We start from the raw sequence: 12,259 nt of genomic DNA on the forward strand, positions 1-12,259 counted from the left end.
GTTCCCTCTTGTTGTTGTGTTCGTTTCTACCCTTACGCCCGCCCACCACGGACGGACGGATGCCAGAAGGTGACGGCCCGCTCCCCGAGCGCCACCAGACCATAGAAGACCGAGCCTGCGACGGCTGCAACCGCGATTTCGGCCCAGACCATGTCGACATTGCTGCGCCCGACTTCGGTGGAAATGCGAAAGCCCATGCCGACAATGGGTGTGCCGAAGAACTCCGCCACGATGGCACCGATCAGCGCCAGCGTCGAATTGATCTTCAGCGCGTTGAAGATGAACGGCCAGGCGGCCGGAAGCCTAAGCTTGACGAGCGTCTGGCCCCAGCCGGCGGCATAGGTGCGCATCAGGTCGCGTTCCATGTGGCTGGAGGCCGAAAGCCCCTGCACCGTGTTCACCAGCATGGGGAAGAAGGTCATGATGACGACGACGGCCACCTTGGAAGGCCAGTCGAATCCGAACCACATGACCATGATCGGTGCAACCCCGACGACCGGCAGCGCCGAGACGAAATTGCCGATGGGCAGCAGGCCTTTCTGCAGGAAGGGCGAGCGGTCGATGAGGATCGCCACGACAAAGCCGAGCCCGCAGCCGGCGACATAGCCGGTGATGACCGATTTCAGAAATGTCTGCTGGAAATCCGCCCAGAGGATCGGGGTCGAGGAGAGGATGCGCGCGCCGATCATAGACGGCGGCGGCAGGAGGATCGTCGGGATGGCAAAGCCGCGCACGACGCATTCCCAGATGACGAGCAGCGTGATGCCGAACAGTACGGGCACGGCAATCCCGATCAGGCGTGCAAGCGCCAGGTTTTTCGGCCTCTGCTTCACCAGCCAGGCATTCAGCCCCCAGGCAAAGATCCAGAAGAGGAGGGCAAAGACGAGAGTGCCGTTCATGGCTTTACCCCCATGCGCTTCAGCACGCGGTGATGGGCAAAGCCGACGATGGAAACGAGCACGGCGGCAAGGCCGGCGGCCATGAAGAGGGCAGCCCAGATCTGGATCGTCTGGCCGTAATAGGAGCCGGACAGCAGGCGCGCGCCAAGCCCCGCCACCGCACCCGTCGGCAGTTCGCCAACGATGGCGCCGACCAGCGAAATGGCAATCGCCACCTTCAGCGAGGTGAAGAGATAAGGCATGGAGGCCGGCCAGCGCAGCTTCCAGAAGGTTTGCGCCGGGCTTGCATGATAGGTGTGCATGAGATCGATCAGCAGCACGTCGGGACTGCGCAGGCCCTTCACCATGCCGACGACGATGGGGAAGAAGGACAGATAGGTGGAAATCAGCGCCTTCGGCATCAGCCCGGAAATACCGATTGAGTTCAAAACGACGATGATCATTGGCGCAATGGCAAGGATCGGGATGGTCTGGCTGGCGATCACCCAGGGCATCAGCGAGCGATCCATCGCCCGGCTGTGAACGATGCCGATGGCAAGCGCGATGCCCAGTACCGTGCCCATGCCGAAGCCCGCAAGCGTCGCCGACAGCGTCACCCATGCGTGATAGACGAGGCTGCGCTTGGAGGTGACCGCCTTGTTGACGGTCGTATCCCAAAGCTCCGCGAGGATCTGGTGCGGTGCGGGCAGAACCGGCCGCTCCTGCGCGAAGCTGCGCTCCACCAGTTGCGACAGCGTGACCGTTTCGCCGGCGCGTGCGGCCTGATCGCGCACAAAGGGAGCATTCAGATAAACGACGGCGACATGCCAGAGCACGAGTATGGCGGCAATGACGGTAAGGACCGGCAGGATGCGGTCGCGGAATAGGCTGGTCATGGGGTGACGCCCTCCGTCAGAAAGGGGGCAAGCTCCGTCTCCAGCATCGTGAAGATCGCGTCCGGGCAGCCGATCACGTCCGCATTGTCGAAGCGCAGGACCTTAAAACCTTGCCTCGTCAGAAACGCGTCTCGCTGCGCGTCGTGCTTGCGGCCAAACTCTGTCTCATGGCTGTCGCCATCCACTTCGATGATAATGCGGGCAGAGAGCCACGCGAAATCGGCGATGTAGGGCCCGATCGGCGTTTCCCGACGGAAGCGAGCGCCACGGGAGCGAAGGTCTCGCAGCAGATCCCACATCTGCCGTTCTGCCTTCGTCAATTCCCGTCGCAATGTTTTTGCACGACCGCGCGTCTTGGCATCGATGTTGGAATGCGGCATCGGGCACTCCTTTTTCAAGGTCGTTGAGGCCAACACCCCCTCTGGCCTGCCGGCCATCTCCCCCACAAGGGGGGAGACCGTGTGGGGCGGGCTCACTGCCCCAATCTCAACTTTAAACGTTCGAGCTGAACGCGAACGAGATCTCGTCCTGGTGAGGCGGGCGCTTGTGGCAGGTAAGCCCCTCCCCCTTGTGGGGAGGGGTTGGGGAGGGGTCTTTTTCGCCACGCTCCACGCGCACCTTTTTGGAAAGTTGGTTGTCGCCGCCAACCCCCCCTCTGGCCTGCCGGCCATCTCCCCCACAAGGGGGGAGACCGCGAGGGGCGAGCTCTCTGCCTCACGTTTAATTTGAAGAGTTTGAGCTGAACGCGCACAAGATCTCTGCCTGGTGGGGCGAGTGCTTGTGGCACGTAAGCCCCTCCCCCTTGTGGGGAGGGGTTGGGGAGGGGTTTTTTCCTGAATGCTATTCCTCATAGCTGTGCCCCGCCTTCAGCCCCTGGCGCACGCGGTGGGCGATTTCCAGGAATTCCGGTGTCTCGCGGATGTCGAGCGGGCGCTCCTTGGGCAGCGTCGATGTGATGACATCGGTGACGCGGCCGGGGCGAGGGCTCATTACGACGATCTTGGTGGAGAGATAGACGGCTTCGGGGATGGAGTGGGTGACGAAGCAGATGGTCTTTTTCGTGGCCGCCCAGAGCTTGAGCAGTTGTTCGTTCAAATGGTCGCGCACGATTTCGTCCAGTGCGCCAAAAGGTTCGTCCATCAGCAAAAGGTCGGCATCGAAGGCGAGCGCGCGGGCAATCGAGGCGCGTTGCTGCATGCCGCCCGAGAGCTGCCAGGGATATTTTTTGCCAAAGCCCGAGAGATTGACGAGATCGAGCATGGCCGCGACCCGCTTGTCCTGCTCGGATTTCGCGTAGCCCATGATTTCGAGCGGCAGTGCGATGTTTTTTTCGATGCTGCGCCACGGATAAAGGGCGGCGGCCTGGAACACATAGCCATAGGACCGGCTCTTGCGCGCCTCTTCCGGCGTCATGCCATTGACGGTGATGGTGCCGGCCGTGTGCTTTTCGAGATCGGCAATGACGCGCAGAAAGGTCGTCTTGCCGCAGCCGGACGGGCCGATGAAGGAGACGAAATCGCCTTTGTTGATCTCAAGATCGACATTCGACAGCGCATGCACGGGGCCGTCATTGGTCTCGAAGGTGAGACCAAGGTTTTTGGCGGAAACGACGGATAAAGGCGAGGTAGTCATGAAAAAGCCTTGTGGAGAAAAACGGAGGCGCAGGCGCCAAAACCGCCCCCGGGAGTTGGACGCCGCGTCGAAAATCGGGTCATCCGCGCCTCACACGCCCGAAGCCGGAATGCCGGTGCGTTCCACCTTGCGCGGCGCCGTCAGTTCCTTCCAGGCGGACAGCGCCTTGGAGACCGCCGAATAGGGTTCGCGGGCGACGAACTGGCCGTGGCCCTCGCGGGTCTTGATGGCGCCGTCCTCGATGGCAACCACGCCGCGGGTCAGGGTGTAGCGCGGCAGGCCCTTTACGGTCTTGCCCTCGAAGACGTTGTAATCGATGGCGGATTGCTGGCTTTTCGCGGTGATCGTCTTTTCCTTTTCCGGATCCCAGACGACGAGATCGGCATCGGCGCCGACCAGGATTGCGCCTTTCCGCGGATAGACGTTGAGGATTTTCGCAATGTTGGTGGAGGTGACCGCGACGAACTCGTTCATGGTGATGCGGCCGGTCGCCACGCCATAGGTCCAAAGCATCGGCATGCGATCTTCCAGACCGCCGGTGCCGTTCGGGATCTTTCGGAAATCGCCGACGCCGTATCGCTTCTGGTCGGTGGTGAAGGCGCAGTGATCGGTCGCCACCACCTGCAGGGAGCCAGAGGCCAGGCCGGCCCAGAGGCTATCCTGATGCAGCTTGTTGCGGAACGGTGGGCTCATGACGCGCCGCGCCGCATGGTCCCAGTCGGGGTTCGAATACTCGCTTTCGTCCAGCGTCAGGTGCTGGATCAGCGGCTCGCCATAGACGCGCATGCCGTTCTGGCGGGCGCGGCGGATGGCTTCATGCGCCTGTTCGCAGGAGGTGTGGACGACGTAAAGCGGCGCGCCCGCCATATCGGCGATGATGATGGCGCGGTTGGTCGCTTCGCCTTCCACCGTCGCGGGCCTCGAATAGGCATGCGCCTCCGGGCCGTTATTGCCCTCATCCATCAGCTTGGCTTGCATGGCCGCCACCACGTCGCCGTTTTCGGCGTGGACGAGCGGCAGTGCGCCCAGCTCGGCGCAGCGCGAGAAGGAGGCGAACATCTCGTCATCGTTCACCATCAGGGCCCCCTTGTAGGCCATGAAGTGCTTGAAGGTGTTGATGCCCTTTTCCTGAACCACGGTCTTCATGTCGTTGAACACCTGCTCACCCCACCAGGTCACCGACATGTGGAAGGAATAGTCGCAATTGGCGCGCGTCGCCTTGTTGTCCCAGCGCTTCAGCGCATCGATGAGCGACTGGCCGGGATCGGGCAGACAGAAATCCACCACCATGGTGGTGCCGCCGGCGAGCCCGGCGCGCGTGCCGCTTTCGAAATCATCGGCCGAATAGGTGCCCATGAACGGCATTTCCAGATGCACATGCGGATCGATGCCGCCGGGCATGACATAACAGCCGGTCGCGTCGAGCACCGTATTGCCGGACAGGTTCGGGCCGATCTCGACGATCTTTCCGCCGTCCACCTTCACATCCGCCTTGTAGGTAAGATCGGCGGTGACGATGGTGCCGTTTTTGATGACTGTGCTCATGGGTCCCGTTCCCTCTCTTCTTTATAGGAGGACCACCGGCAGCATCGGTGCCGGCGGCCCGATGCTTATCGTCGTTTTGCTGGTGCGGTATGGCGGCGGTCCTCAAACCTCCACGAGGTCGAGGCGCCGCTCCACGCGGTCGAGCCGCTGGTCGATGTGATCAACGCGGCGCGAGATACTGGCATATTGCTGCTCGAGGATGCCGAGGCGGCCCTTGATTTCCAGAAGGTCCTGGGAATGCCGATCCTGCGTTGCCCGGATCGCCCTGAGATGTTCCAGCACCAGATTTTCCGACGCAGGTGACATGTCTTTGTCTCCGCTTGGTGTTCTGGCGGCAATTGTAGCCTGAAAGGTATCACCCCACAATCTCCGCCGTTTCAACCACCGCGTGAAACAGCACGTCGCAGCCGGCGGCGGCCCATTCCTTGGAAATCTCTTCCGCTTCGTTGTGGGAAAGCCCGCCGACGCAGGGGCAGAAGATCATGGTGGACGGTGCAAGTTTTGCCGCCCAGCAGGCATCGTGTCCGGCGCCGGAAATGATGTCCATGTGGCTGTAGCCGAGCTTTTCGGCCGCCGAGCGCACCCGTTCCACCAGAACCGGATCGAACGTCACCGGATCGAAATGGCCGACCGCCTCTACAGCGCAGCCGACGCCGAGCGGTGCGCAGATCTTTGCCGCTTCCGCCTCGATTTTCGCGCGCATGCGGTCCAGCTTTTCCTGGGACGGCGTGCGAAGGTCGACGGTGAACACCACCTTGCCCGGCAGAACATTGCGGGAATTGGGGGAGAAGAACACCTGGCCGACACCGGCAACGGCACCCGGTTGTTCTTCCATGGCCACGCCCTGCACCATCTCGATGATGCGCGACAGGGCAAGACCGGCATTCACCCGCATGGCCATCGGCGTGGAGCCCGTATGGGCTTCGCGGCCGGTCAGCGTGAACTCCAGCCACCAGAGGCCCTGGCAATGGGTGACGACGCCGATCTGCTTCTCGTCCGCTTCGAGGATCGGGCCCTGCTCGATGTGGTATTCAAAATAGGCGTGCATCTTGCGCGCGCCGACCTCTTCCTCGCCCAGCCAACCGATGCGCTTCAACTCCTCGCCATAGGTCTTGCCGTCGGGGTCTTTGCGGCCATAGGCATAGTCCAGCGAATGCACGCCGGCAAACACGCCGGAGGCGAGCATGGCCGGGGCAAAGCGTGCGCCTTCCTCGTTCGCCCAGTTGGTAACGACGATCGGGTGCTTGGTCTTGATGTTGAGGTCGTTCAGCGTGCGCACGACTTCGAGCCCCGCCAGCACGCCCAGCACGCCGTCATATTTGCCGCCGGTCGGCTGCGTGTCGAGATGGCTGCCGATATAGACGGGAAGCGCATCCGGATCAGTGCCGGCGCGCGTGGCAAACATCGTGCCCATCTTGTCGACGCCCATGCTGAGGCCTTCCGCCTCGCACCAGCGCTTGAAAAGATGCCGACCGTCTGAATCTTCATCCGTCAGGGTCTGGCGATTGTTGCCGCCGGCAATGCCGGGACCGATTTTCGCCATTTCCGTCAGCATATCCCACAGCCGATCGCCGTTCACGCGCAAGTTCTCGCCTGGTGCCGCCACCATTTGCGTCATCCTTCATGTCTGTTTCAGTCGGTTATGTGAGGCACGACCGCTGTTCCCTTAAGGTCCCGGCGCGCGCCTCTTGTTACGAAGCAAGCAATGGCTTGCCTTTGTCGGGTGCGTCGCCGATAAATTGACCGGTTGGTAAAACCTTACAATTTCCGTGGGTGCACTCAAGTCGAAAAACGTACACTGTCGTGAAAAATGAGCAGAAATCCGGCAGCAGGGTTTCCGGGGTAAAATTTGTGCATCTGCGTCTTGCCGCGGGCGGTGCAAGAGGAGATAACGACACCATGATTCCAAGAGCGGCGAAGACGCAGCGGCGAACGCGCATCCAGGAGGAGAAAGAGGAAAAAATCCTCGAAGCGGCGCTGGACGTCTTTTCCGCCTATGGCTTTCGTGGCGCAACGATCGATCAGATCGCTGAGGCCGCGGGCATGTCGAAACCCAATCTGCTCTATTATTTCCGCACCAAGGAGGCGGTGCACCGCACGCTTCTCGATCGCATGCTGTTTACCTGGCTGGAGCCGCTGAAGGCCTTTGATGCGGACGGCGATCCGGAGACGGAAATCCGCTCCTATATTCGCCGCAAGCTTGAAATGTCACGGGATTTTCCCCGCGAAAGCCGGCTCTTTGCCAATGAGATCCTGCAGGGCGCACCGCATATCGAAGACGAGTTGACCGGTCCGCTGAAAGCGCTGGTGGACGAGAAGGCGCAGGTGATCCGAGCCTGGGCCAAGGCCGGCAAGATTGTCCGATGCGATCCGTACCACCTGATCTTTTCGATCTGGTCGACCACCCAGCATTATGCCGATTTCGACGTGCAGGTGCGCGCCGTTCTGGGCGACAAGGCCGGCGAGGGGCGGTTCGAGGATGCGGCCCGCTATCTGGAAGAGCTTTTTCTGCGCGGGCTGAAGGTGGAAAAAGCGCCTTAAAGCGTCACATCCTGCGCGCGGCAAGCCGCCGCTTGTCCTCGTCCAGATGCCGCAGGCCCCGTTCGGTGAGGCGCATCTGCCGCTTCTGGAACTCTCCGCGCACCTCGATGAACCCTTGTTCCTCGGCTTCGCCCAACGTCTTCAGGCTGGTGCCCTTCGGCGGAGACTGCCAGCCCGCGCCAACCGCGCTGTGCAGCAAAACCATGATCTTGATAATGTTGTTTCTCCAGAGCAGAAAAGGTGAGGTGATACCACGGAGGTGGCGGGCGTTCGCCACAGAGTGGGATTAGCCCTTACCGCATTGGTGCTGATTTGTAACGTGGGTTGGGCAGGGGATCGTTCTCGATCACTCAGTTCGTCGCCTTCCCGGGCATGTAAAGTCGCACGCCTGCCTTTTCAGCCGCTGCCGCCAGGCGCCGGTCTCTTGTCCACAGAGATGATCGGCGATCGAGCAAGGTCGAAGCCAGCAGATGCGCATCTGTATAGCCGATCCCCATGCTGAAGATGGAATGGCGGTTGATCATAACCATCACCTCCTGATGCGTCGCGACGACAGCCTGCCGCTGTTGTGCCAAAAGCTCCAGCACAGTGTCGCGGTTTCGAAGACTGCCAAGCGCCAGTTCGCCGATGACGAACGGGTGGCACAGCAGTTCGTCCTCCTCGATGATCCGCCGCAACTCATCATCCGGGGATCGGAAGTGATCAATCCAGATCGACGTATCGACCAGGATCATTGAGCGGCGCCAGTTCGGCGGCGAGGTGCCGCCTCTGCATCCGGCATGGAGCCTCCCAGCGCGATGAGGCGCTTGCCGGACTCGACGCGGACAAGTGTTTCCAGCGCCTGTCGCACAAGCGCTACCGTCTCTTTCGTGCCGGTCAGGGCACGGGCGCGTTCTAGAAGTTGGTCATCAAGGTTGATGGTGGATCGCATGGCAAGTGCCCTCTCAAGCATCAATTATAACGCCATTTGGTGCCGAATTCTACGCCTGAGGAACCGCTATCACGGCGCTCTTGTCGTTCAGCGAAGAGAAGCGAGGGATTATCAAACCAATAGATGCTCCATACGCGCGTTTTGAGCATGAAGAAGATATGCCTTGGCCTCAGGGGGCTAGAAGCAACCGAAGAAGCGGGGCACCTTGGCGCCCCGCCTGCCTTAGATCCTCTTACTCCGCAGCCACCTGTGCCATCGGGTTGTTCGGATGCTGCGTCCAGTTGGCGTAAGTCGGGTCCACCACCTTGCCGGTGCGCTTGTCCAATTCGCCGGCCGGCAGTGTTTCCATGGTGATGCAGTTTTCCACCGGGCAGACATTGACGCAGAGGTTGCAGCCGACGCACTCCTCTTCGATTACCTCGAAATGTCGCACCCCATCGACCATGTGCGTGATTGCCTGGTGGGAGGTGTCTTCGCAGGCAATGTGGCAGCGGCCGCATTTGATGCAGGCGTCCTGGTCGATATGGGCTTTGGCCACATAATTGAGGTTGAGATACTGCCAGTCAGTGACATTGCCGACGGCGCGGCCGGTAATGTCGTCGAGCGTCTTGTGGCCCTTCTCGTCCATCCAGTCGGAGAGGCCGGATATCATCTCTTGGACGATCTTGAAGCCATAGGTCATGGCGGCCGTGCAGACCTGCACATTGCCGGCGCCCAATGCCAGGAATTCTGCCGCATCGCGCCAGGTGGTGACGCCGCCGATGCCGGAGATCGGCATGCGGTAGGTTTCCGGATCGCGGGCGATTTCGGCCACCATGTTCAGCGCGATCGGCTTCACCGCCGGGCCGCAATAGCCGCCATGGCTGCCTTTTCCTCCAATGGAGGGATTGGGCGAAAACGTATCGAGATCGACCGAGACGATGGAGGATATGGTGTTGATCAGCGAAACGGCATCGGTACCGCCGCGCTTGGCCGCGCGTGCCGGGTGGCGGATATCGGTGATGTTGGGCGTCAGCTTCGTGATCACCGGCATGCGGGTGTACTGCTTGCACCAGCGCACCACCATTTCGATATATTCCGGCACCTGACCGACGGCCGATCCCATGCCGCGCTCCGACATGCCGTGTGGACAGCCGAAATTCAGCTCGATGCCATCGACACCGGTTTCTTCGACCAGCGGCAGGATGGCGCGCCACTCTTCCTCCACGCAAGGCACCATGATCGAGGCGACCAGCGCCCGGTCGGGCCAGTTCATCTTGACCTGCTTCATTTCACGCAGGTTCGTCTGCAGGTCACGGTCGGTGATGAGTTCGATATTGTTGAGGCCCAGAAGCCTGCGGTCGGCGCCCCAGATCGCGCCATAGCGCGGGCCATTGACGTTGACGACCGGCGGGCCTTCCGAGCCGAGTGTCTTCCACACGACGCCGCCCCAGCCCGCCTTGAAGGCGCGCTCCACGTTATAGGCCTTGTCGGTGGGGGGCGCGGATGCGAGCCAGAAGGGGTTCGGCGATGTGATGCCGACAAAATTATTGCGCAGATCAGCCATGGTTCATCCTCCCCCTGTTCACGCGACAGCCACGGCCGGCTGACCGGCTGCGGCAAGATGACGATGAATGGCGTCCGCCGCATCGCGGCCATGGGCCACGGCCTGAACGGTCAGGTCCTCGCCGCGGTTGGTGCAGTCGCCTCCCGCATAGACGCCGTCCATGGAGGTTCGACAGTGCTCGTCGATGACGATGCGGCCGCGCTCCATCGCAAGGGTCCCGAGCCCGCTTGCCCGAAACGACTGGCCGATGGCCTTCAGCACCTGATCGCAGGCGATGACGCCCGTTTCGCCGGTGCCGGTCAGGTGACCGTCGCGCAGCGCCGTATAGTCCAGTTCGATGCCGGCCACTGCGCCGTCGCGGCCCAAGATGCGCTTCGGCGACAGCCAGTGGCGGATCAGCACGCCTTTGGAGGCCGCCAGATCCTGTTCGTATTCGGAGGCGTTCATCTGGTCCTTGCCGCGCCGGTAGCAGATCGTCACCTCTTCGGCACCGAGCAGCTTTGCCTGGATGGCCGCATCGATGGCCGTCATGCCGCCGCCGAGCACAACGACGCGCCGGCCAATCGGGACATCGGCCTTGTTTTCGGCCTGGCGAAGAGCAGCAATGAAATCCACCGCATCATCGACACCGGCAAGATCTTCGCCCTCAAGACCGAGTGCGTTGACGCCGGCAAGGCCAAGGCCGAGAAACACCGCGTCGTAATCGCGGGTGAGGTCCGACAGCGAGAAATCGCGGCCGAGCGCGTGGCCGTTGCGGATCTCGATCCCGCCGATGGCGAGCAGATAGTCCACCTCGCGCTGGGCGAAATCATCGGCTGCCTTGTAGGCGGCAATGCCATATTCGTTGAGCCCGCCGGGTTTTTCGCGGGCGTCGAAGACGATGGCGGTGTGGCCGTTGAGGGCAGCCCGGTGCGCGCAGGCAAGGCCCGCCGGGCCGGCGCCGACCACGGCGATGGTTTTGCCGGTTTCTGGCGCGCGGGCAAAAAACTGCCGGCCGGTCTCCATGGCAATATCGGTGGCATAGCGCTGCAGCCGGCCGATCTCGACGGGTCTGTCTTCCGCCGTGTGGCGCACGCAGGCTTCCTCACACAGCGTTTCGGTGGGACAGACGCGGGCGCACATGCCGCCGAGACTGTTTTGCGAGAAAATGGTGCGGGCAGCGCCCAGCGGATTGGCCGTCGAGATCTGCCGGATGAACAGCGGAATGTCGATGGCGGTGGGACAGGCCGTCATGCACGGCGCGTCGTGGCAGAAGTAACAGCGATCGGCCGCGACAAGCGCTTCGTGCCGGTCGAACCGTGGATGTAGGTCGGAAAAATTACGCTCGTAGTCCGCAGGTGCCAGCCGGCCGCCTGCAATGCCGCTTCCCAGTCTGTCCATGTTGCATCCCTCTTTTATCATGGAATTCTTACGCAACTGAGGAAGCGTAACACGGTCAAAATTTTTATCAAACGGTAAAATTTTGGATCTGCGTTTCGTCAAATCACCCGCCGCTCAGGCCATTGTTGGCGTTGGCGGACTAATCATGATGCAAACAGTCAAGTTTATTCTTTACTCGATTTCTCATGTTATCTATGGTGCCGCCCAAGCGCCCCGCCAGGGGAAATGACTCGGACGATGAAGAGGAAGACGAGCCGTGGCAAAAAAGGACAAGCGCAGGGGAGAGAACCGGGGGCGGGATGAGGACGTGCCGGCAAAGGCCGAGGACAGAGGCGGCGTCAAAAGCTTTCTCTATGTCGGCGGGCGCGATTGCCAGGTGGCGCATCTGCGCCAGATCGCCAGCAATTTCGGCGCCGAGCTGATCCATCACGATGGCGGCCTGCGCGAAGCCGTCTCACGCATCGATACGCTTCTGCCTTCCGTCGACTGCGTGTTCTGCCCTATCGACTGTATCAGCCATGATGCCTGTCTGCGGGTAAAGACCGGCTGCAAGAAGTTTTCCAAAGCCTTTATCCCGCTGCGCAACGGCTCGAAATCCTCGCTCGAGCGGGCGCTTCAGACCATGCATGAGCGCAGTGAACAGAGAGAGACGCGATGAGTGACGACGGCCGCAACCCGAGCCTTTTGATCGGTCTGCACAAGCTTGCCCAACAGAACGGCGATGGCCTGGTGCCGGAGCTTTATGATCTCTTGACCCGTCGCCCGGACGAGCTGGAGGAGAATGAGTGCATCCTGCGGTTTCCCATTGGCCGAACCCGTCTGCCGGGCTCTGCCCGCTCGGGAACCGAGGCGCCGGAACCGGCCCGAATCATTCCGCTCAGGCGGGCATGAGCGCCGCGCAAGGGTCTGC

Annotated in this window: 15 protein-coding genes; 3 read left to right on the top strand and 12 right to left on the bottom strand. The window is 61.5% G+C overall.

The features are described 5' to 3' along the window. Positions 1–32: 32 nt before the first annotated feature. The 7 genes from J2858_RS08180 to J2858_RS08210 all read right to left on the bottom strand — a co-directional run bounded on the left by J2858_RS08180 (position 33) and on the right by J2858_RS08210 (position 6,560). Positions 33–899: an ABC transporter permease gene (locus tag J2858_RS08180; RefSeq protein ID WP_210104311.1), complete on the bottom strand. Its 867-nt coding sequence runs from the start codon at positions 897–899 to the stop codon at positions 33–35. Continuing rightward, positions 896–1,774, bottom strand: coding sequence for an ABC transporter permease (locus J2858_RS08185; RefSeq protein ID WP_210104312.1), 879 nt, complete (start codon positions 1,772–1,774; stop codon positions 896–898). Before J2858_RS08185 ends, J2858_RS08180 begins: the two co-directional genes overlap by 4 nt. After that, positions 1,771–2,154: an endonuclease domain-containing protein gene (locus J2858_RS08190; protein ID WP_210104313.1), complete on the bottom strand. Its 384-nt coding sequence runs from the start codon at positions 2,152–2,154 to the stop codon at positions 1,771–1,773. The genes J2858_RS08185 and J2858_RS08190 overlap by 4 nt, the downstream gene beginning before the upstream one ends. Before the next feature lie 460 nt (positions 2,155–2,614). Next, on the bottom strand, positions 2,615–3,406 hold the full coding sequence (locus J2858_RS08195; protein WP_210104314.1) for an ABC transporter ATP-binding protein: 792 nt from the start codon (positions 3,404–3,406) through the stop codon (positions 2,615–2,617). A gap of 90 nt (positions 3,407–3,496) precedes the next feature. After that, on the bottom strand, positions 3,497–4,951 hold the full coding sequence (gene hydA, locus J2858_RS08200; RefSeq protein WP_210104315.1) for a dihydropyrimidinase: 1,455 nt from the start codon (positions 4,949–4,951) through the stop codon (positions 3,497–3,499). 102 nt (positions 4,952–5,053) lie between these two features. Continuing rightward, on the bottom strand, positions 5,054–5,257 hold the full coding sequence (locus tag J2858_RS08205) for a hypothetical protein (RefSeq protein ID WP_210104316.1): 204 nt from the start codon (positions 5,255–5,257) through the stop codon (positions 5,054–5,056). A 49-nt stretch (positions 5,258–5,306) separates the two neighbouring features. After that, positions 5,307–6,560 carry a Zn-dependent hydrolase gene (locus tag J2858_RS08210; protein ID WP_210104317.1) on the bottom strand — a complete coding sequence of 418 codons (1,254 nt, stop codon included), beginning with the start codon at positions 6,558–6,560 and terminating at the stop codon, positions 5,307–5,309. Between the two features lie 290 nt (positions 6,561–6,850). On the opposite strand from J2858_RS08210, the gene J2858_RS08215 reads away from it, so the two are divergent. Next, positions 6,851–7,492, top strand: a complete 642-nt coding sequence (locus J2858_RS08215; protein ID WP_210104318.1) for a TetR family transcriptional regulator C-terminal domain-containing protein — start codon at positions 6,851–6,853, stop codon at positions 7,490–7,492. A gap of 4 nt (positions 7,493–7,496) precedes the next feature. Here the strand turns inward: J2858_RS08215 and J2858_RS08220 are convergent, their stop codons facing one another. The 5 genes from J2858_RS08220 to J2858_RS08240 form a co-directional block, all read right to left on the bottom strand. Then, on the bottom strand, positions 7,497–7,697 hold the full coding sequence (locus tag J2858_RS08220; protein WP_210104696.1) for a hypothetical protein: 201 nt from the start codon (positions 7,695–7,697) through the stop codon (positions 7,497–7,499). Positions 7,698–7,842: 145 nt separating this feature from the next. Beyond that, positions 7,843–8,226, bottom strand: coding sequence for a type II toxin-antitoxin system VapC family toxin (locus J2858_RS08225; RefSeq protein ID WP_210104319.1), 384 nt, complete (start codon positions 8,224–8,226; stop codon positions 7,843–7,845). After that, the gene (locus J2858_RS08230) at positions 8,223–8,423 is read right to left on the bottom strand and encodes a type II toxin-antitoxin system VapB family antitoxin (RefSeq protein ID WP_210104697.1); all 201 of its coding nucleotides are present in this window, start codon (positions 8,421–8,423) and stop codon (positions 8,223–8,225) included. The genes J2858_RS08225 and J2858_RS08230 overlap by 4 nt, the downstream gene beginning before the upstream one ends. A 232-nt stretch (positions 8,424–8,655) precedes the next feature. Then, positions 8,656–9,969, bottom strand: a complete 1,314-nt coding sequence (preA, locus tag J2858_RS08235) for an NAD-dependent dihydropyrimidine dehydrogenase subunit PreA (protein ID WP_210104320.1) — start codon at positions 9,967–9,969, stop codon at positions 8,656–8,658. An 18-nt stretch (positions 9,970–9,987) separates the two neighbouring features. Next, positions 9,988–11,349: an NAD(P)-dependent oxidoreductase gene (locus J2858_RS08240; RefSeq protein ID WP_210104321.1), complete on the bottom strand. Its 1,362-nt coding sequence runs from the start codon at positions 11,347–11,349 to the stop codon at positions 9,988–9,990. 307 nt (positions 11,350–11,656) lie between these two features. On the opposite strand from J2858_RS08240, the gene J2858_RS08245 reads away from it, so the two are divergent. Both J2858_RS08245 and J2858_RS08250 read left to right on the top strand, forming a co-directional pair. Then, on the top strand, positions 11,657–12,007 hold the full coding sequence (locus J2858_RS08245) for a DUF2325 domain-containing protein (RefSeq protein WP_432443325.1): 351 nt from the start codon (positions 11,657–11,659) through the stop codon (positions 12,005–12,007). Continuing rightward, entirely contained in the window at positions 12,004–12,240 is a 237-nt protein-coding gene (locus tag J2858_RS08250) for a hypothetical protein (RefSeq protein ID WP_210104323.1), read from the top strand. Before J2858_RS08245 ends, J2858_RS08250 begins: the two co-directional genes overlap by 4 nt. The last annotated feature ends 19 nt before the right edge of the window (positions 12,241–12,259 follow it).

Origin of the sequence: Neorhizobium galegae, assembly GCF_017877135.1 — a bacterium.
In the GTDB taxonomy this organism is placed as follows: Bacteria; Pseudomonadota; Alphaproteobacteria; order Rhizobiales; family Rhizobiaceae; genus Neorhizobium; species Neorhizobium galegae_A.

Bases quoted from the DNA above. Each gene is read 5' to 3' on its own strand.
- J2858_RS08180 (WP_210104311.1), bottom strand. From the start codon at position 899: ATGAACGGCACTCTCGTCTTTGCCCTCCTCTTCTGGATCTTTGCCTGG.
- J2858_RS08185 (WP_210104312.1), bottom strand. From the start codon at position 1,774: ATGACCAGCCTATTCCGCGACCGCATCCTGCCGGTCCTTACCGTCATT.
- J2858_RS08190 (WP_210104313.1), bottom strand. From the start codon at position 2,154: ATGCCGCATTCCAACATCGATGCCAAGACGCGCGGTCGTGCAAAAACA.
- J2858_RS08195 (WP_210104314.1), bottom strand. From the start codon at position 3,406: ATGACTACCTCGCCTTTATCCGTCGTTTCCGCCAAAAACCTTGGTCTC.
- hydA (WP_210104315.1), bottom strand. From the start codon at position 4,951: ATGAGCACAGTCATCAAAAACGGCACCATCGTCACCGCCGATCTTACC.
- J2858_RS08205 (WP_210104316.1), bottom strand. From the start codon at position 5,257: ATGTCACCTGCGTCGGAAAATCTGGTGCTGGAACATCTCAGGGCGATC.
- J2858_RS08210 (WP_210104317.1), bottom strand. From the start codon at position 6,560: ATGGTGGCGGCACCAGGCGAGAACTTGCGCGTGAACGGCGATCGGCTG.
- J2858_RS08215 (WP_210104318.1), top strand. From the start codon at position 6,851: ATGATTCCAAGAGCGGCGAAGACGCAGCGGCGAACGCGCATCCAGGAG.
- J2858_RS08220 (WP_210104696.1), bottom strand. From the start codon at position 7,697: ATGGTTTTGCTGCACAGCGCGGTTGGCGCGGGCTGGCAGTCTCCGCCG.
- J2858_RS08225 (WP_210104319.1), bottom strand. From the start codon at position 8,226: ATGATCCTGGTCGATACGTCGATCTGGATTGATCACTTCCGATCCCCG.
- J2858_RS08230 (WP_210104697.1), bottom strand. From the start codon at position 8,423: ATGCGATCCACCATCAACCTTGATGACCAACTTCTAGAACGCGCCCGT.
- preA (WP_210104320.1), bottom strand. From the start codon at position 9,969: ATGGCTGATCTGCGCAATAATTTTGTCGGCATCACATCGCCGAACCCC.
- J2858_RS08240 (WP_210104321.1), bottom strand. From the start codon at position 11,349: ATGGACAGACTGGGAAGCGGCATTGCAGGCGGCCGGCTGGCACCTGCG.
- J2858_RS08250 (WP_210104323.1), top strand. From the start codon at position 12,004: ATGAGTGACGACGGCCGCAACCCGAGCCTTTTGATCGGTCTGCACAAG.